This is a genomic window from Bradyrhizobium macuxiense, assembly GCF_007993935.1.
GTDB classification, from domain to species: domain Bacteria; phylum Pseudomonadota; class Alphaproteobacteria; order Rhizobiales; family Xanthobacteraceae; genus Bradyrhizobium; species Bradyrhizobium macuxiense_A.
Genome location: NZ_VITY01000003.1, coordinates 196,852 through 214,007, shown reverse-complemented (window position 1 = coordinate 214,007; position 17,156 = coordinate 196,852). Strand labels below are relative to the sequence as shown.

Below are 17,156 nucleotides of genomic sequence, written 5' to 3'. Positions count from 1 at the left end.
GCTCTTTACTCGACCACCTTCGGCACCAGGAAGAAGTCGTTCACGGTGTCGGGCGCATTGCGGACGATGATTTCGGCGATCTCGCCGTCATTGACCGCATCGGTGCGCTTCTTCATCTCCATCGGCGTCACCGAGGTCATCGGCTCGACGCCCTCGATATTCACCTCCGACAGCTGTTCGACAAAGGCCAGCATCGCGTTCAGCTCGCCCTGGAGATGGGGAACTTCCGCGTCGCTGACCGCGATCCGCGCCAGATGCGCGATGCGGCGGACAGTCGTGGCATCTACGGACATTATATAGGGCCTCGGGTGGTCAGGCTGAAAGGTCAGCCTGCCGTATAGCAGAGGCCGGTTTTGCGCCGCAACCGCGGTCCCCGGGGCCTACGCACCCCGCCGGCCCCTCGGCGAGGCATTCCGGGCACGCATTGAGGCTGCAAAACCCCACGACGAAACCACTTCGTGCTCGCCACGAAATGGTCCGGAAACATTGCCGGCGCCTACTGCCTCCAAACAGAAAAGTTCGGAGTGCGTCATGTCAATGCTCGAAAGCCGCCCCCGGTCGGAGGGCTGGGATCCCGCTCTGTGGTCGATCGGCACAGTGCTGGGGATCGCGATCCTTTACGTGGCCTGCCTGGTCTGAGCGAGGCAAGCCATGGGCATATCCCAGGCAAAGGCTCTGCAGGAAAAGGCCGAGATGTTCGAGCGCCGCGCCGAAAGCGCCGCGGATTCGATTTCCCGCCAGCATTACAAGGAAATGGCGGCGCATTATCGCAGGCTCGCGACCGAGCATCTGGAGATCAGCCGGGACGAGCCGGCGCGTCAGGCCTGAGACAGCGCTCCCATCCGCACCAGCGCCGCGCCGGCCAGTGCGCGGGTCAGCTCCGCGGCCGGCATCTCCTTGCCCATCCGTACCGCCTGCCCGGCCCAAAGATTGGTGAAATCGACCTTGCCCTGCTTTTCGGCAGCCGCCTTCAGGGGTCCGAGGGCGGTCGCCGCATGCGGGAACGCCGGCGCGTCAGGCGAGATCGGGCCGACCTCGCGCATCACGCGGTTGGCAACGCCGCGCGCCGGGCGGCCGGTCATCACATTGGTGATGACGGTCGATTCATCGCTGGCCTGCGCCAGCGCGACACGCCCCTGCGCCGTCACCTTGGACTCCGGGCAGCGCAGATAGGCCGTACCGATTTGCACGGCCGAGGCACCGAGCGCGAAGGCCGCCGCGATGCCGCGTCCATCGGCGATGCCGCCGGCCGCGACCACCGGCACCTTCACCGCATCCACCACCTGCGGCAGCAGCGAGAATGTGCCAGGCTGCTCGGCGATATCATCGGTCAGGAACATGGCGCGATGGCCGCCGGCGTCGGCGCCCTGCGCGATGATGACGTCGGCGCCGTTCTCCTCGAGCCAGATCGCCTCCTTCACGGTCGTCGCCGACGACATCACGATGGCGCCCATCCCCTTCACCCGTTGCAACAGTTTCGGCTCCGGCAGGCCGAAATGGAAGCTGACGACCTCGGGCTTCAGCTCCTCGACCACCGCGCAGAACGCCGCATCGAACGGCGCGCGGTTCGCCGCGTTGATCGGTGCGTTGGGATCGAGGCCGTGCTCGCGATAGTATGGCGCCAGCCGCTGCCGCCATGTCGCCTCGCGCGCCGGATCGGCGTCGACCGCCTTGTGGCAAAAGAAGTTGAGGTTGACCGGCGCGGAGACGCGCTGGCGGATGATGTTGACCTGCTCGCGCGCCTTCTCGGCCGACAGCATCGCGCATGGCAGCGAGCCGAGCCCGCCGCCCTGCGCCACCGCGATCACAAGCTCCGCATCCATCACGCCGGCCATCGGCGCCAGCACGATCGGGAATTCGGTCTTGAAACGATCGATCAATCGACGGTCCGGCCACATGGTGTGTCTCACACTTGTTCAGGTCAAAGAGGAGAGAAAGTTGCGCCGGCCCTGCAGCGACTGCTCGGCTTCGGCAATGATACGGCCGACGATCTCGGCCGCGGGAACGATATCATGGATCAGGCCGACGGACTCGCCGGCAAACACCGCGGCAATGTCGAAATTGCCCGCTTCCCTCGCCGCGGCATACTCGACAGCGATCTCGTCGGCGCGCTGCATCAGCTCGATCTCGCGGCCAGACCACCGCCGCAAATGATCGTTGGCGAGCGAGCGCGCGGTGAACGGCGCCGGCCACATCAGCTTGCGCGACCAGTCCATCACCACGCCGCGCACCGTGTCGCCGCTCTTCGCCGCGCGGATCAACTGCTTCGCCTGCTCGGGCGCGTCGGCCTCGACGCTGGCATAGAAGCGCGTGCCCATCAGCAGGCCGGAGGCACCGAGCATCATCATCGCAGCCAGGCCGCGGCCATCAGCGATGCCGCCGGCCGCGACGACAGGCACACGCCCTGCCGCGAAATCGATGATCGCCGGCACGATATCGAGCGTGGTGCGCGACGCACCGTGACCGCCCGCCTCCGTTCCCTGCGCGATCAGGATGTCGGCGCCGCAATCGAGCGCTTGCTGTGCGAGCTCTTCGTTCTGGACCTGGCAGATCAGCAGCGCGCCGGCGGCTTTGATATCAGGCGCGAACGGCGCGGGATCGCCGAATGACAGCATCACCGCGCGCGGCCGCGCCTGTAGCGCGATGTCCATCAGCTCGGGTTGCTTGGCGAGGCTCCAGGTGATGAAGCCGATGCCGAACGGACGGCCGAATTCCTTGAGCGCCGCAGTCTCCACCTCGAGCCACGCTCTGTCGCCGTAACCGCCGCCCAGAATGCCGAAGCCGCCCGCGCCGCTCACCGCCTTCACCAGCCGGCTCCCCGTGATCATGGCCATCGGCGCCGCCAGGACCGGATGTTCAATGCCCAGACGCGCCGTCAATTCGGTGCTGATCGGCATGCGTTTGCTCCCTGTTCTGGACTCGCTGTTCTGGACTCCAAGCCTAAGCGGGCCTAACATTCTCGGATAATGAATACTAGAGAACGCAGCCATCTCTAAATTGAAACGGTGGTCCCAGATGGAATTGACCGACCTGCTCACCTTTTCCACGGTCGCCCGGCTTGGCGGCATCACGCGGGCCGCCGACGAGCTGAATACCGTGCAGTCCAACGTCACCCAGCGCATCAAGGCGCTGGAGGCCGAGATCGGCACCGCGCTGTTCGAGCGTCACAGCCGTGGCATGTCGCTGACCGGCGCCGGACGCCGCCTGCTGCCGTATGCGCAGCGCATGGCGGCGCTGTCGCGCGAAGCCGTGCTCGCGGCGCGCGACGACGGCGAGCCGAGAGGACCGCTGTCGATCGGCTCGATGGAAACGACCGCGGCCGTGCGGCTGCCGGCGCTGCTTGCCGAGTTTCACCGCCGTTACCCGGCGGTGCGCCTGACGCTGCGCACCGCGCCGACCGCCGATCTCGTCGCCGCCGTGCTTGACGGCTCGCTCGATGGCGCCTTCGTCGCCGGTCCGATCGAGCACGCCGAACTATCAGCGACATCGGCCTTCGCCGAAGAACTGGTGCTCGTCACCGCGCAGCGCTGGAAATCGCTCGCCGCCTTGCGCGCCGGCACATCGGAGTCGGGCCCCACCGCGCTGGTGTTCCGCACCGGATGCACCTACCGGCAGCGCCTCGAACAGGTGTTCACCGAGTTCGGCTGGCCGTCGGCCGCGCGCTTCGAACTCGGCACGCTCGACGGCATGGTCGGCTGCGTCGCCGCCGACATGGGCGTGACGCTGTTGCCGCGCGCGGTCGTCGAGCGCGACCACGTCCAGCGCGACATCAATATCCACAAGCTCAATCCGCAGCATGCGCAGGTCGAGACGCTGTTCATCCAGCGCCGCACCGCGCACCAGTACAGTCCGTTGCAGGGGCTTGTCGCGTGCCTCGGCGGCGACGATCGGGTGATCGCGGCATAAGTGCATCGACGCCGACGCAGTTCGTAGCCCGGATGGAGCGCAGCGCAATCCGGGACGATTTCGCGGCGGCAAGATTCCCGGATTTCGCGGAGCCTGTCATCGGGCGCGCGTTCGCGCGACCCGTTGGCTCCATCCGGGCTACCTTTCCTTGCCTCACCCGTGCTAAGCGCAAGGCCATGCCCGCCCTCATCCTTCCCCTGATCGAAGCCGCGCCGCACTGGCCCGACCGCGGCGCGCTCGTTGGCCTCGACCTCGGCACCAAGACCATCGGCGTTGCCGTCTCCGATCCGGACCGGCGGCTCGCCACCGGCGTCGAGACCATCCAGCGCAAGCAGTTCAAGGTCGACGCGGCGCGACTGCTCGCGATCGCGGCCGAGCGCAATGCCGCAGGCTTCGTGCTGGGCCTGCCGATCAACATGGACGGCAGCGAAGGCCCGCGCGCGCAATCGACCCGGGCCTTTGCCCGCAACCTCTCAAACCTCACCGCGCTGGCGATCGGGCTGTGGGACGAACGGCTGTCGACCGCGGCGGTCGAACGCGAGTTGATCGGCATGGATGTCAGCCGCGCCCGCCGCGCCGAGGTGATCGACGAGCACGCCGCGATCTTCATCCTGCAGGGCGCGCTCGACCGGCTCGCGAAGCTGCGCGGAGACCGCTGACCATGGCCGTGGTGATCGCGGCGCTGTTGCCGGTGTTCCTGCTGATCGTGCTCGGTTTCGTCCTGAAGCGCACGCTGATGCGGCTCGACACGCAATGGCACGGGCTGGAGCAGCTCACCTACTACGTGCTGTTCCCGGTGCTGCTGGTGCAGACGCTGGTCAAGGCCGACCTGACCAAGGTACCGGTCGCCGGTGTCGGCGGCGCGCTGCTGGTCGCGGCGCTCATCATGTGCCTGCTCTGTCTTGCGCTGCGGACCGCGCTTGCCCGGACCGGTGTCGACGGCCCCGCCTTCACCTCGATCTTCCAGGGCGCGACGCGCTGGCAGACCTATGTCGCGCTGTCGGTGTCGCGCAATCTCTACGGCAGCACAGGTCTTGCGCTCGCCTCGGTCGCGATGGTCGCCATCATCCCGCTGGTCAACGTCTTCAGCGTCGCCGTGCTGGCAAAATATGCCTCCTCGGAGAAGCGCTCCGCCGGCGCCGTCGTGATGACGATCGTCAAGAACCCGCTGATCTGGGCCTGCGTGATCGGGCTCGTCATCAACGTCGCGCACATCCCGCTGCCGCAGATCTGGCACGATGTCGCCGACGCGCTCGGCGGCTCGTCGCTGGCGATCGGTCTGCTCGTGACCGGCGCCGGGCTGCATCTGGAAGGCATCTTCCGCCCCAGCCTCGCCGCCAGCATCGCGCTGGTGCTGAAGCTGGTCCTGATGCCCGTGCTCACGGTCGCGCTCGCGGTGCGGTTCGGCGTCACCGGTGCCAATCTCGCCATCGTCGCCGCCTGCGCCGCGGTGCCGACCTCGCCGTCAGCCTATGTGCTGGCGCGCCAGATGGGCGGCGACGCCCCGCTGCTCGCCCAGATCATCACGCTACAGACGATCCTCGCCGCGATCACGATGCCGATCGTGATCGCGGCGGTCGGGCGCTAGGGGTGCACGCGGGCATCACCACTCCGGCTGCGGACTCCCTGCCCGCCACGGCGCGATCGGCTGGAACACCAGGCGCCCGACGAGCTTCAGGCCCGGAATGACCGAGTAGAAGGCAAGCGCGCCGATCACGAACCCGATCAGCACGGAGAATGTCTGCGTCCGGATGGTCGGATAGAACACGACCAGGAGAAGCACGACTTCGGCGAAGTAGAGCGGCACCGACGACAGCCCTGGATTGGGCAGAAAGCCCGCATTGTTGAGTGCGATGTGCGAGAACCAGCCGTCCGACAGCCGGCACCCGATGATCGCGCCGAGGCAACCGAACGCGAGCGGCGTTTGCCAGAGCACCGTGCCGGCAATTCCGAGCACGCCTACGATCCACAGCGCGAAGGTCAGGCCGCCGAAGAACGAGATCTGACCGAAAGCATCGGGTATCTTCACCCCGGCGATCGCGCCGAAATAGCGCCACAGTTGGCCTTTGCGCTCCTGCAGGGAGTGCAACAGCGTCAACGCCAGGTCGATGATCTGCAAGACCGCTAAGGCAACGACCGTAGCGCTTGAACCAAGTATCCAGATGTTCTGCAAATTCTCGTCCATCTGCATCACCCTGCGAAAGAGCCAAGTGAAGGATAGCAATCGCGGCGCATCGCCTGACCTTCCGCCGCGCGGTATTTGGACAGGTTAGCGCGGAGCCTCGCGTGGAGTTTGGATTTTGTGAAGGTCCGAAATGGTCATCAACCGGTTCGATCGGGCCACCATTGCACGGCGGGAGCGCCGTCCTGATCAGGACGTGCAGCTACAAATTAGGACGCGCGCGGGTTGCAGGAATCAGCAATGATCGTTCCGCTAGGGAGCGTGACCATGCGTGCCAACAGATTCAAGAGCTGGACCGAGAACGAAGAGCGGCTGCTGGTTGCGCTGCACGAATCCGGGATGAACCACCGGCTGATCGCACTCAAGCTGCGCCGGACCGAGGCCGGGGTGGATAACCGGCTCGCGCAGATCATCCACCGGCCGCGACCAGCCGAGGACGCGTCTCGCGCGTGACCACCGTCGCGCTGATGACAGTTACTTCCTGCGCGCGTCGGTGAACGCCGTATCGAGCACGTCGCCGATCGGCTGCCAGCTGCGGCCATCGAATTGAAGCAAGCGCAATTGCTCGACCGGTCGAAATTGACCGGTGTTGATCCTGATGCCCGGGAGCAACGCGGACGCCTGATAATCCCTGATCGCCGCGGCCTGCTTCATGACGTTTTCGCGCGACAGATCGTTGCCGCATTGCTTGAGCACCTGGACCATCGTTTCGGCGGCCGCATAGCCGTAGACGGCGGCAGCGTCGTCCTTGCCGCCGGCTTTGGTATATTTGTCCAGGAAGCTGTGCCAGGCGCCCTGATCTTCCCTCCAAGCCGGATCGCTCGCATCCTTCAGGAAGGCGGCGGTGATGACGCCGGTCGCATTCTCCGTGCCGGCCGGCTTGAGCACCGTCTCGATCGACGACGCCATCTGGTTCACGACAAACACCGGCCGCCAGCCGTGGTCGGCCGCCGCCCGGATCACCTTGGCGGCATTTTCCGGTACGCCGGCAAACACGAAGACCTCTGCGCCCGACTGCTTCAGGATCGATATGTGGCCGTCCAGATGCTGATCGTCGACATCATAGGCGATGTCGACCCTGATGTTGTGGGCGACGTCGCCCAGCCCCTGCACCAGCCCCTTGAACAATTCACGGCCGAACTGGTCATTCTCCCAAAGCGCCACGATCTTCTTTCCGGGATAGAAAGCCTGGATGTAGTTGGCGTAGATCCGCCCCTCCTCGCGGTATGAAGGCTGCCAGCCCATGGTCCACGGATAGAGCGACGGCTCACCGAAGTCCTGATCGCCGGAGGCAACGAAGAGCTGGGGGACCTGCCGCTCGTTGAGATACTTCCGCACGGCGAGATTGTCCGGCGTCCCGAACGAACCGAACATCAGGAGCACATTGTCGGTCTCGACGAGAATGCGCGTGAGGTCCATGGCATTGGAAGCGTCCGACAGATCGTCATAGGACATGAAGCGGATCTTGCGGCCGTTGATCCCGCCGCGTTCGTTGATCATGTCGAAATAGGCGGCTTCCGCCTTGCCGATCTGGCCGAAGATTTCCAACGTGCCGCTATACGGCATCAGATTGCCGATCCGGATTTCGGTATCGGTCACGCCCTGGTCGCGCACCTGCTGCGTGATGGCGCCGAGCGACACCAGCGCGACAACGCTGGCCAAAAGGGTTCGGAACAACGTAGCCATGGGAAGAGCTCGCACGACGGCAGCCGCCGCTGCCTAGTTTCGATCCGGCCCGCGCTCGTTCATTGATCTAGATCATAGCACTTTGGCGGGGGCGCCGGCATCCCCTTCGTCAGGTTCCAATAGGTGACAATGCGCCGCCGCTCGTGTGCCGGCGTTGGGTCAACTGTACCTGGCATGCTAGAGAGCAGAACGGAGAGGAAGCCGGTCCCTATCGCCGTCATTGCGAGGAGCGGAGCAACGAAGCAATCCATGGTGCCGCGTATGCGGAGCGGTGGATTGCTTCGCTCCGCTCGCAATCACGGACGGACAAAGAACCCGCTACTGCCCCGCCAGCCACCAGGTCTGGATCGTCGCCGCAAGGTTGTTCAGCCCGTGCAGCAGGATGGTGAGCCAGGTCGAGCCGGTGCGGAAGCGCAGATAGCCGAACAGAAGTCCGATCGTCAGCACCTGACAGAGGAAGAACCAGTCGTATTGGAGGTGCATGATGGTCCAGACCAGCGATGACAGCAGGATCGCGCCGTACGGGCCGAGCCGCGATTCAGACCAGCCGCGATAGAGCCAGCCGCGCGCGAACAGCTCCTCCCAGAGCGGCGCAGCTACGGCGAACGCGATCACCAGGAGCCACAGCGCGCTGTGCTCCTGCGCCGATTTCAGCACGTCGCCCATGAAGCCCGGCGTCACCTCGCGGCCCGCGGCGCGGGACACCATGTCCCAGGCGCCGACCAGCACGATGAGCGAGACGATGCCGATGATCACGTTCTTCCACGACGTCCCGCGCAGCCCGAGATAATCGGCGAACGAGATCCGGGTCCGGCGGATCGCGAACCACAGCACCAGCAGCACCATCGGCAGGCCCGCGAGGACCGAGAGCGAGATCGTCAGACCGTCGGCGACCACATGGGTGATGCCGGCGGCCGACAATTCGCCGCCCTGCGCGATGATGCGGTAGACGATGACGGCGACCTGGCCGAGGAACATCGCGGCGAAGATCAAAAAGCCCCACAGCGCGGTGCCCCAGAACTTCCAGACCCGCGGGGGACGTGGCGGTGGCTCGAGGGAGGCCGGCGGGTTATCGGGATTGAGAGCGTCCATCAGTAAACCTTCATGGCAACGCCCGCGCCAGCAGCGCGCGCTGATCGGCATCGGATAGGTCCACCGCGCCGTACATGCCGGCGTGGCGTTCGGCAAGCCGTGTCGCTGCGAACAGTTTGGCATTGTCAGGCGAGACCTGGTTGAGCGCCGCTGCCGCCGCCAGCAGCGCCAGCTTCTCGACCGCAAGCCGCGCGATGCGCTCGCTGTCCGGACGGCGGAACGCTTGTCCGATCGACGCAACCGCCTCAACGGCGCCCGGCAAGCCCCTGGTCTCGTCGGCGAGCGCACGCAACACCGCGAGCGCGGCATCGGCTTCGCGGCCGAGCGCGCGCAACACGTCGAGGCACATCACGTTCCCCGAGCCCTCCCAGATGGCGTTGACCGGCGACTCCCGGTAATGGCGCGCCAGAATGCCCTCCTCGACATAGCCATTGCCGCCGAGGCACTCCATCGCCTCATAGAGGAAGCCAGGCGCGCTCTTGCAGGTCCAGTATTTGATCGCCGGCGTCAGCAGCCGCATGTAAGCGGCCTCGCCTGCATCGCTGGGCGCGCGGTCGAAAGCGCGGCAGAGCCGCATCACCAGCGCGATGGACGCCTCGACATGCAGCGCCATGTCCGAGAGCACCGCCTGCATCAGCGGCTGGTCGGCGAGATGCTTCTGGAATACGCTGCGATGCCGCGCGTGATTGAGCGCATGCGCGAGCCCCGAGCGCATCAGGCCGACGGATGCGATCGCGCAATCCTGCCGCGTCAGCTGCACCATCTGGATGATGGTGCGGATGCCCTTGCCCTCCTCGCCGATCAATTCGGCATAAGCGCCGTGGAATTCGACCTCGGACGAGGCGTTGGAGCGGTTGCCGAGCTTGTCCTTCAGCCGCTGGAAGTGGATCGCGTTGACGGTGCCGTCGGGCGCAAAGCGCGGCATGAAGAAGCAGCCCAGGCCGCCATTGGTCTGCCCCAGCACCAGGAATGCGTCGCACATCGGCGCCGACATGAACCATTTGTGCCCGGTGATGCGATAGCCATCACCGTCACGCTCGGCGCGCGTCATGTTGGCGCGCACATCGGTGCCGCCCTGCTTCTCCGTCATGCCCATGCCGAGCGTCATGCCGCGCTTGGTCCACCACGGCGCAAAGCTCGGGTCGTAGGCGCGCGTACCGATCACCGGCATCGTCTTCGCCAGAATGTCCGGCTGCGAGGCCAGCGCCGCGACCGAGGCGCGCGTCATCGTGATCGGGCAGAGATGGCCGGTCTCGACCTGCGAGGCGATATAGAATTTCGCCGCGCGCACCACCTCGGCCGCCCCGCCGGCCGGCTTGCCGTCCGTGGTCCAGGTCGAATTGTGCACGCCGGCATGCGCGGAGTGCGCCATCAGCTCGTGATAGGCCGGATGAAACTCGACCTCGTCGCGGCGATTGCCCCTGGCATCGAAGGTGCGCAGCTTCGGCGTGTTCTCGTTGGCGACGCGGCCGCGCTCCGCCATGACGGCGGAGCCCCAATGCTTGCCGAAATCGGACAGCTCAGCTGACGCCGACGCCCCGCCATTGGCGGCGACGGCCGCGGCCAGCGGCGCGTCCGTCGTGAAGAGATCGACGTTCTCGAACGGCGGCGACTGGTTGAGCACGTCGTGGGTGGCAAACGGAGCCTGTGTCATGGTCTCCTCGGGAATGAGCTCGCTGCGCGCATGCGGCCCGGACGACCAGTCTACTCGGGCCGGGGTCACGAGCCAGTCGTGTCGCAGTGGAATCGGAGGATCATAAGCCCGCGCGCCGGCGCCGGGCAGCGGAAAATTCGCCCCCGGCTAGATGCTGCCATGCTTCGGCGCATGGCGGCCGAGCCGCCGATCCAGCCAGTCGTTGGCGCGGGTCTTGTTGGCGTCGCTCCGGGACGCCTGGACAGGAAATATGTCGCCGGCGTGCAGCGGCCGGTCGTCCGGATATGCCGCCATCTGCAGGTTCGACTCGTGCGCTGCCCCGTCCACCGGCGAGATATAAGCAAATCGGATCTCGATCTTGTGCTTGATGTCGTAGCCTTGCCACTTCGGATGGTTGCGCGCCAGAAGCTCGGCAATCTCGCAAGGCAGCAGATCGGAGCTCGAACTCCGATTCCCCTCGGTCTTGTCCAGATAGCACTGCTCCTTGACGCTGCTGACGCGGGCGTCGATCGGGCGGAAGTTCACTCGCTTGTCGAACTCGCGATAGGCATAGAAGCCGGCAAGGCCGATGGCGATCATCCCGTAGACGCCGACACGCATGATAAGCTCCCGAACCGCCGCGACGATCAGATCATGCGCGTCTTGTCCGCCTTGGTCTTGGAGGCAAGCACCGGAAAAATATCCCCGGCGCGCAGCGGCTTGCCGTTGGGGAAGTAGGACATCTGCAGGCTCGACTGGTGCGAGACGCCATCGACCGGCGAGACATAGACCACGCGCACCTCGATCTTGTGCTTGAGGTCATAGCCCTGCCACTTCGGATGCTCCTTGCGCAACAGCTCGGCAACTTCGCAGCGCGTCAGGTCGGACGTCCACGTCGTCTTGGTGATGACGTTGCGCTCGACCTTTTCCAGATAGCATTGGTCGCTGACGCCGCTGATGCGTGCCTCGACGCGCTGATAATTCGCGCCCTTGTCGTATTGATCGTAGATCGCGATGCCGGCAGCGCCGACAACAACAATCGCAATGGCTGCTAGACGCATGTTTCGTGCTCCCGCAATGCCGCCACTTCATACGGCCACAATTAAGGAGTGTTGAATACGCGTTTCGCCACTTTTGCGATGGCAAGTTATGTCTTGCCAGGGTGTCTCGAATTTGAAGGAAAATCCTCCGCTAGCGCGCCCGCGAAATCGGGAAATCGTAGGCGGTCCCGCCCGCTTCAGGCCGCGAGAAGTGCCACCATTCCTTGGAATAGTTCACGAAGCCCTGCCGGGCCATGGCCGCGACCAGCATGCTCCGCCAGCGCCTCTGCGCCGGCGTGATCGAGCCCGCAGTAGTGTGGGCCTTGACGTCGGAACAGTCATAGCCGGTGCCCATGTCGACGCTGCCTTCCGGGGCGCGCGCGGCGACCGGCGCAGTGCAGTCGGCATAGTCCTTGGCCGGATCGAACTTGCGCGAATTGTCGGCGCCAAGATCGACCAGCGTGAGATCGACCGCGGCGCCGGTCGAATGGCCGGAATGGGTGGCGATATAGCCGAGGCGGAACAAATCCGCCTTCGCGAACGCCGGGTTGTAGCGCCGCTCGGCGGCGGTCTCCTTGCCGTTCCGCGACCACGCCACCATGTCGGCGACCGCGCGGGCCGGCCGGTAGCAATCGAACATCTTCAGCGACAGTCTTTGTCGCGCCAGTTCCCGCTGCACGGCCTTGAGGCGAAGCCCGACGTCCCGCTTCACCACGCATTCCGCCGCGTCATAGCCGGCGATCGGCCGGCCCATGAAGTTGTTCGCGCCGGCGTAGCGAATGTCCTGGATGATGGTCGGATCGATGTCGCGCAGGAACGCGAAGTCGCCAGGAAGGCCCTGAAGGCCCTGGGCGAGGACCGGTGAGACCAAGCCCGCAACAGCGGCGAGGATCACGACAATTTTCAAGCTCTCGCTCCGGCGCAGCCGCCGGGCTGGTCCCGGCCGTCCACGTCTTGTTCCGGAAGGACCAGCAAAAGCAAGCCATCGCCGGCCCGCCGCAAGCCCGGGAATGGCGGCCGGGGGGCGGCCACATCTTACTCGGGGAAAACTCATCTGGCCCCTCTTCGCGCTTGCCCCACCGGCCATCCGCGCCTATAGCTCTGGCTTTAATGACCCCATCATTGAAATCGACTTTTGTCCTCGGTCACCGGCATCTGCTGGGCATTGAGGGCCTTTCCGCTGACGACATCACGGGCCTGCTCGACCTCTCCGAGGAGTATGTCGAGCTCAACCGCCAGGTCGACAAGAAACGCGCCAGTCTGCGCGGCCGCACCCAGGTCAATCTGTTCTTCGAGGCCTCGACCCGGACCCAGTCCTCGTTCGAGATCGCCGGAAAACGCCTGGGCGCCGACGTCATGAACATGTCGGTGTCATCGATGTCGACCCGCAAGGGCGAGACCTTGATGGACACCGCGGTGACGCTGAACGCGATGCACCCCGACATCCTGGTGGTGCGCCACCACGCCTCCGGCGCGGTCGAGCTCTTGGCGCGCAAGGTTGACGGTTCCGTGATCAATGCCGGCGACGGCAGCCACGAGCACCCGACCCAGGCGCTGCTCGACGCGCTGACGATCCGCCGCAACAAGGGCCGGCTCGAGGGGCTGACGATCGCGATCTGCGGCGACGTGCTGCATTCGCGCGTGGCGCGCTCCAACATCTTCCTGCTCAACACGATGGGCGCCCGCGTCCGCGTCGTGGCGCCCTCCACGCTGCTGCCGCCCGGGATCGAGCGGATGGGCGTCGAGGTCGCGCGCGACATGCGCGAGGGGCTGAACGGCGCCGACATCGTGATGATGCTGCGGCTGCAGCGCGAGCGCATGAACGGCTCCTTCGTGCCGTCGTCGGGCGAATATTTCCATTATTTCGGCCTCGACCAGAAGAAGCTCGGCTATGCCAAGCCGGATGCGCTGGTGATGCATCCGGGCCCGATGAACCGCGGTGTCGAGATCGACACCTTCGTCGCCGACGGCGCGCAATCGCTGATCCGTGAACAAGTTGAAATGGGTGTGGCAGTGCGCATGGCGGTGCTGGAAGCGCTCGCCCGCAACCTGCCGAACGCGTGAGACCGATGCTGACCGACCGCCGCCCCATCCTGCTCGCCAACGCCCGCGTCATCGATCCGTCGCGCGACTTCGACGGTCCGGGCGATGTCCTGATCGCCGACGGCGTGATCCGTGACGCCAAGCGCGGCATCGGCGCCGCCGGCGTCCCCGAAGGCACCGACATCGTCAATTGCGCCGGCAAGATCGTGGCCCCCGGCCTGATCGACATGCGCGCCTTCGTCGGTGAACCCGGCGCCAGCCATCGCGAGACCTTCGCCTCCGCTAGCCAGGCCGCGGCCGCCGGCGGCATCACCACCATCATCTGCCAGCCCGACACCTCGCCGGTGATCGACAATTCGGCGACCGTCGACTTCGTGCTGCGCCGCGCCCGCGACACCGCGATCGTCAACATCCACCCGATGGCGGCGCTGACCAAGGGCATGCAGGGCCAGGAGATGACCGAGATCGGCCTGCTCAAGGCCGCCGGCGCGGTCGCCTTCACCGACGGCGACCGCAGCGTCACCAACGCCCAGGTGATGCGGCGCGCGCTGACCTACGCCCGCGATTTCGACGCGCTGATCGTGCATCACACCGAGGACCCGCATCTGGTCGGCGAAGGCGTGATGAACGAAGGCGAGTTCGCCACTAGGCTCGGCCTCGCCGGCATTCCGACCGCCGCCGAGTCGATCATGCTCGAGCGCGACATGCGGCTCGCCGGGCTGACCGGCGGACGCTATCACGCAGCGTCGCTGACCTCGACCGAGTCGCTGGAGATCCTCAAGCGCGCCCGCGACGCCGGCCACAACGTCTCGGCCTCGGTCTCGATCAACCACGTGACCTTGAACGAGAACGACATCGGCCCCTACCGCACCTTCCTGAAGCTGGCACCGCCGCTGCGCACCGAGGAGGACCGCAAGGCGCTGGTCGCCGCCCTCGCCTCCGGGCTGATCGACGTCGTGATGAGCGATCACAATCCGCAGGACGTCGAGGTCAAGCGGCTGCCGTTCGCGGAAGCGGCGAGCGGCGCAGTCGGCCTGCAGACCATGCTGCCGGCGGCGCTACGGCTGATCCACAACGGCGAGATGGACTTCAAGACGCTGATCCGGGCGATGTCGACGCGGCCGGCCGAACTGCTCGGCCTGCCGGGCGGCACGCTGCGCGCCGGAGCGCCGGCCGACGTGATCGTGATCGACGCCGACACCCCCTGGGTGCTCGATCGCGACGATCTCAAATCGCTGTGCAAGAATACGCCGTTCGACGACGCCCGCTTCTCCGGCCGCGTGACGCGGACCATCGTCGGCGGACGCACCGTGTACGAACACGTCTGATCTTGGAGTGGAACCTAACGCGCCGCGAGTTGCGACATCGCCTCCATCGTCGTTCCAACGACAATGGCCGCGACGTAAACGACAAAGAAAACCTGCTCCAGCCGCCTGCGAACAGAAGCCATGATAAGCTCCCTCATTTCCACGGGAATGGTGCGGATTGATGGTTAATATTTCATTGACGGATTCGTCCAAATTTGACCGGACCGACCGTGCAGGGAGCCGCCGCGATGTCTGCTGATGCGATGCTGCCGGTCGCCTTGCTGATCGGCTATCTCCTGGGCTCGATCCCGTTCGGCATGATCCTCACCAGGCTCGCCGGCACGCAGGATCTGCGCACAATCGGCTCCGGCAATATCGGCGCCACCAACGTGCTGCGCACCGGCCGCAAGGGCCTCGCCGCGGCGACACTGATCGGCGACATGCTGAAGGGCACGGTTGCCGTCATCATCGCGGGGACGATCGACGGCCCGAACGCGGCAATGCTGGCGGCGCTGGGTGCCTTCCTCGGCCACCTCTTCCCGGTCTGGCTCAACTTTCGCGGCGGCAAGGGTGTCGCGACCTATCTCGGCGTGCTGCTCGGCCTGTTCTGGCCGGCGGCGCTGATCTTTGCCGTGATCTGGCTCGGCACCGCCTACACCACACGCTACTCGTCACTGTCGGCGCTGATCGCCGCATTCGTGACGCCGCTGTTCCTGTGGTGGTTCGGCCATAACGCACTGGCCTCGCTGTTCGTCGTGCTGACGCTGCTGTTGTTCTACAAGCACCGCGAGAACATCCAGCGCCTGCAGGCCGGCACCGAAGGCAAGATCGGCGAGAAGAGATAGCTGGTCATTCCGGGGCGATGCGCAGCATCGAACCCGGAATCTCGAGGTTCCGGGTTCGCTTCGCGCCCCGGAACGACGGTGATCATTCCCTCAGCGCATCCTCGACAAAGCTCGCCGCCGCCAGCGCCTTCGCGTCATCGCCGAAGCCCGCGATCACCGTGACGCCGACAGGCAATCCGCCCTCGGCGGTCAGGGTCGGCACGTTGACGCAGGGCACGCCCATCAAGGTCCAGAGCCGGTTGTAACGAGGATCGCCGGTTGACGTCAGGCCCTTCGGCGCGGCGCCCGGCGCCGACAGCGTCAGCAGCACGTCGACCTCGGCGAGAACGGTGGCCAGCGCCTGGCGCGCGCGCAGCGTGACATCGATCGCCGCGTCGTATTCGGCCGGTGTGCCGCCCTTGCTCTCGTCGAGCCGGCCGCGCAGCAGCGGCGGCATCGCATCGTAGTTCTGCCGGTATTCCCAGGCGAGCGACTGGTGCGCCTCGAACTCCTGCACGTCAGGATGGATCCGCCACGCCTCGGCGATGACGTCAGGCACCGCAATCTCGCGCACCGTCGCGCCCGCCTGCTCCGCGGCGCGCGCGGCCCTCTGCAACGCCTCCGCGCCGGATGGTTCAGGCGCGCCGGCGAAGGCCTGCGTCACCACGCCGATGCGCGGCGCCGCGAGTTGCGATGGCACCACGAGGTCAGACCGCCTCGTCATCGCAGCCAGCCCCAGCGCGACGTCGCGCACGCCGGCGCCGAACAGCCCCACCGTATCGAGCGTCCACGAAAAACACTTCACGCCGACGGTCGGCAGCAGCCGGTAGCTCGGCTTGATCGCGGCGACGCCGCAGAACGAGGCCGGCCGGATTACCGAGCCGCCGGTCTGCGTGCCGAGCGCCAGCGGGATCATCCCGGCGGCGACCGCGGCCGCCGAGCCCGACGACGAGCCGCCCGGCGTGTGCGCATGATTGTGCGGATTGAGCGTCGCGGTCGGATCGTTCGCCGCGAACGCGGTCGTCGTGGTCTTGCCGATGATGGTGGCGCCGGCCTGCTTCAGCGCCATCACGACCGGCGCATCGGCGCGCGGCTGATGGCCGCGATAGATCGCAGCGCCCATCTCGGTCGGGAAATCGGCGGTATCGATGATGTCCTTGATACCGACTGCAATACCGCGCAACGGCCCGGCAGCTTGCGCGCGCGCCGACGCGTCATGGCGGACAAAGGCGCCGATCGCCCTGTCTTGCGCACCGATCGCCTGCAGCGATTGGCCGATGGCCGCTTCAGGCGACAACGCGCCCTGCTCGATACGCGCTTGGAGGTCGGCAAGTGAGATCATGGGCGGCTTCCCTGGCATTGGCGGCTGCTTTTAGCGCGTTGCGCCGCGCTGCGCCAATGTCGCAGTTGATCACAATCTCAGGTTGGGCGAAGCTGCACCCC

19 protein-coding genes are annotated in these 17,156 nt (G+C 66.0%); 8 read left to right on the top strand and 11 right to left on the bottom strand.

Annotated elements, in window-relative coordinates:
* Positions 1-5: 5 nt before the first annotated feature.
* Positions 6-293, bottom strand: a complete 288-nt coding sequence (gene gatC / locus FBZ93_RS08905) for an Asp-tRNA(Asn)/Glu-tRNA(Gln) amidotransferase subunit GatC (protein WP_146985559.1) — start codon at positions 291-293, stop codon at positions 6-8.
* Positions 294-651: 358 nt separating this feature from the next.
* On the opposite strand from gatC, the gene FBZ93_RS40530 reads away from it, so the two are divergent.
* Positions 652-828, top strand: a complete 177-nt coding sequence (locus tag FBZ93_RS40530; RefSeq protein WP_167528973.1) for a hypothetical protein — start codon at positions 652-654, stop codon at positions 826-828.
* Here the strand turns inward: FBZ93_RS40530 and FBZ93_RS08900 are convergent.
* Together FBZ93_RS08900 and FBZ93_RS08895 are read right to left on the bottom strand one after the other, a co-directional pair.
* Positions 819-1,898 carry an NAD(P)H-dependent flavin oxidoreductase gene (locus FBZ93_RS08900; protein WP_146985558.1) on the bottom strand — a complete coding sequence of 360 codons (1,080 nt, stop codon included), beginning with the start codon at positions 1,896-1,898 and terminating at the stop codon, positions 819-821. The genes FBZ93_RS40530 and FBZ93_RS08900 overlap by 10 nt on opposite strands.
* Positions 1,899-1,916: 18 nt before the next feature.
* On the bottom strand, positions 1,917-3,038 hold the full coding sequence (locus FBZ93_RS08895; RefSeq protein ID WP_283810816.1) for an NAD(P)H-dependent flavin oxidoreductase: 1,122 nt from the start codon (positions 3,036-3,038) through the stop codon (positions 1,917-1,919).
* On the opposite strand from FBZ93_RS08895, the gene FBZ93_RS08890 reads away from it, so the two are divergent.
* From FBZ93_RS08890 to FBZ93_RS08880, 3 genes are all read left to right on the top strand, one after another.
* Complete coding sequence (locus FBZ93_RS08890; RefSeq protein ID WP_146985557.1) at positions 3,016-3,906, top strand: LysR family transcriptional regulator; 891 nt, start codon at positions 3,016-3,018, stop codon at positions 3,904-3,906. The genes FBZ93_RS08895 and FBZ93_RS08890 overlap by 23 nt on opposite strands.
* A 176-nt stretch (positions 3,907-4,082) precedes the next feature.
* A complete protein-coding gene (ruvX, locus tag FBZ93_RS08885) occupies positions 4,083-4,565 on the top strand; it encodes a Holliday junction resolvase RuvX (protein WP_146985987.1) in 483 nt (160 codons plus the stop codon).
* Between the two features lie 2 nt (positions 4,566-4,567).
* Positions 4,568-5,494, top strand: a complete 927-nt coding sequence (locus FBZ93_RS08880; protein WP_146985556.1) for an AEC family transporter — start codon at positions 4,568-4,570, stop codon at positions 5,492-5,494.
* A gap of 15 nt (positions 5,495-5,509) precedes the next feature.
* Here FBZ93_RS08880 and FBZ93_RS08875 read toward each other — a convergent pair whose 3' ends face one another.
* Entirely contained in the window at positions 5,510-6,091 is a 582-nt protein-coding gene (locus FBZ93_RS08875; RefSeq protein ID WP_146985555.1) for a hypothetical protein, read from the bottom strand.
* 237 nt (positions 6,092-6,328) lie between these two features.
* Between FBZ93_RS08875 and FBZ93_RS08870 the strand changes: the two genes are divergently transcribed.
* Positions 6,329-6,541: a hypothetical protein gene (locus FBZ93_RS08870; protein ID WP_246667417.1), complete on the top strand. Its 213-nt coding sequence runs from the start codon at positions 6,329-6,331 to the stop codon at positions 6,539-6,541.
* A gap of 21 nt (positions 6,542-6,562) precedes the next feature.
* Here FBZ93_RS08870 and FBZ93_RS08865 read toward each other — a convergent pair whose 3' ends face one another.
* The 6 genes from FBZ93_RS08865 to FBZ93_RS08840 all read right to left on the bottom strand — a co-directional run bounded on the left by FBZ93_RS08865 (position 6,563) and on the right by FBZ93_RS08840 (position 12,440).
* Complete coding sequence (locus FBZ93_RS08865; RefSeq protein WP_146985554.1) at positions 6,563-7,774, bottom strand: ABC transporter substrate-binding protein; 1,212 nt, start codon at positions 7,772-7,774, stop codon at positions 6,563-6,565.
* Between the two features lie 318 nt (positions 7,775-8,092).
* The gene (locus FBZ93_RS08860; protein ID WP_146985553.1) at positions 8,093-8,866 is read right to left on the bottom strand and encodes a CPBP family intramembrane glutamic endopeptidase; all 774 of its coding nucleotides are present in this window, start codon (positions 8,864-8,866) and stop codon (positions 8,093-8,095) included.
* Positions 8,867-8,876: 10 nt separating this feature from the next.
* Positions 8,877-10,520 carry an acyl-CoA dehydrogenase family protein gene (locus FBZ93_RS08855; RefSeq protein ID WP_146985552.1) on the bottom strand — a complete coding sequence of 548 codons (1,644 nt, stop codon included), beginning with the start codon at positions 10,518-10,520 and terminating at the stop codon, positions 8,877-8,879.
* Between the two features lie 147 nt (positions 10,521-10,667).
* Complete coding sequence (locus FBZ93_RS08850; RefSeq protein WP_146985551.1) at positions 10,668-11,120, bottom strand: hypothetical protein; 453 nt, start codon at positions 11,118-11,120, stop codon at positions 10,668-10,670.
* 26 nt (positions 11,121-11,146) lie between these two features.
* Complete coding sequence (locus tag FBZ93_RS08845; protein ID WP_146985550.1) at positions 11,147-11,560, bottom strand: hypothetical protein; 414 nt, start codon at positions 11,558-11,560, stop codon at positions 11,147-11,149.
* 130 nt (positions 11,561-11,690) lie between these two features.
* Entirely contained in the window at positions 11,691-12,440 is a 750-nt protein-coding gene (locus FBZ93_RS08840) for a M15 family metallopeptidase (RefSeq protein WP_433995400.1), read from the bottom strand.
* 209 nt (positions 12,441-12,649) lie between these two features.
* On the opposite strand from FBZ93_RS08840, the gene FBZ93_RS08835 reads away from it, so the two are divergent.
* The 3 genes from FBZ93_RS08835 to plsY all read left to right on the top strand — a co-directional run bounded on the left by FBZ93_RS08835 (position 12,650) and on the right by plsY (position 15,734).
* On the top strand, positions 12,650-13,603 hold the full coding sequence (locus FBZ93_RS08835; RefSeq protein ID WP_026192854.1) for an aspartate carbamoyltransferase catalytic subunit: 954 nt from the start codon (positions 12,650-12,652) through the stop codon (positions 13,601-13,603).
* Positions 13,604-13,608: 5 nt separating this feature from the next.
* Positions 13,609-14,910, top strand: coding sequence for a dihydroorotase (locus FBZ93_RS08830; protein WP_146985548.1), 1,302 nt, complete (start codon positions 13,609-13,611; stop codon positions 14,908-14,910).
* A 227-nt stretch (positions 14,911-15,137) separates the two neighbouring features.
* Positions 15,138-15,734 carry a glycerol-3-phosphate 1-O-acyltransferase PlsY gene (gene plsY, locus FBZ93_RS08825; RefSeq protein ID WP_146985547.1) on the top strand — a complete coding sequence of 199 codons (597 nt, stop codon included), beginning with the start codon at positions 15,138-15,140 and terminating at the stop codon, positions 15,732-15,734.
* Between the two features lie 82 nt (positions 15,735-15,816).
* On the opposite strand, the gene FBZ93_RS08820 is transcribed toward plsY, so the two are convergent.
* Positions 15,817-17,055, bottom strand: coding sequence for an amidase (locus FBZ93_RS08820; RefSeq protein WP_146985546.1), 1,239 nt, complete (start codon positions 17,053-17,055; stop codon positions 15,817-15,819).
* Positions 17,056-17,156: the final 101 nt, after the last annotated feature.

Coding starts and splice junctions, on each gene's coding strand:
- gatC (WP_146985559.1), bottom strand. CDS start 293: ATGTCCGTAGATGCCACGACTGTCCGCCGCATCGCGCATCTGGCGCGG.
- FBZ93_RS40530 (WP_167528973.1), top strand. CDS start 652: ATGGGCATATCCCAGGCAAAGGCTCTGCAGGAAAAGGCCGAGATGTTC.
- FBZ93_RS08900 (WP_146985558.1), bottom strand. CDS start 1,898: ATGTGGCCGGACCGTCGATTGATCGATCGTTTCAAGACCGAATTCCCG.
- FBZ93_RS08890 (WP_146985557.1), top strand. CDS start 3,016: ATGGAATTGACCGACCTGCTCACCTTTTCCACGGTCGCCCGGCTTGGC.
- ruvX (WP_146985987.1), top strand. CDS start 4,083: ATGCCCGCCCTCATCCTTCCCCTGATCGAAGCCGCGCCGCACTGGCCC.
- FBZ93_RS08880 (WP_146985556.1), top strand. CDS start 4,568: ATGGCCGTGGTGATCGCGGCGCTGTTGCCGGTGTTCCTGCTGATCGTG.
- FBZ93_RS08875 (WP_146985555.1), bottom strand. CDS start 6,091: ATGGACGAGAATTTGCAGAACATCTGGATACTTGGTTCAAGCGCTACG.
- FBZ93_RS08870 (WP_246667417.1), top strand. CDS start 6,329: ATGATCGTTCCGCTAGGGAGCGTGACCATGCGTGCCAACAGATTCAAG.
- FBZ93_RS08865 (WP_146985554.1), bottom strand. CDS start 7,774: ATGGCTACGTTGTTCCGAACCCTTTTGGCCAGCGTTGTCGCGCTGGTG.
- FBZ93_RS08860 (WP_146985553.1), bottom strand. CDS start 8,866: ATGGACGCTCTCAATCCCGATAACCCGCCGGCCTCCCTCGAGCCACCG.
- FBZ93_RS08855 (WP_146985552.1), bottom strand. CDS start 10,520: ATGACACAGGCTCCGTTTGCCACCCACGACGTGCTCAACCAGTCGCCG.
- FBZ93_RS08850 (WP_146985551.1), bottom strand. CDS start 11,120: ATGCGTGTCGGCGTCTACGGGATGATCGCCATCGGCCTTGCCGGCTTC.
- FBZ93_RS08845 (WP_146985550.1), bottom strand. CDS start 11,560: ATGCGTCTAGCAGCCATTGCGATTGTTGTTGTCGGCGCTGCCGGCATC.
- FBZ93_RS08835 (WP_026192854.1), top strand. CDS start 12,650: ATGACCCCATCATTGAAATCGACTTTTGTCCTCGGTCACCGGCATCTG.
- FBZ93_RS08830 (WP_146985548.1), top strand. CDS start 13,609: ATGCTGACCGACCGCCGCCCCATCCTGCTCGCCAACGCCCGCGTCATC.
- plsY (WP_146985547.1), top strand. CDS start 15,138: ATGTCTGCTGATGCGATGCTGCCGGTCGCCTTGCTGATCGGCTATCTC.
- FBZ93_RS08820 (WP_146985546.1), bottom strand. CDS start 17,055: ATGATCTCACTTGCCGACCTCCAAGCGCGTATCGAGCAGGGCGCGTTG.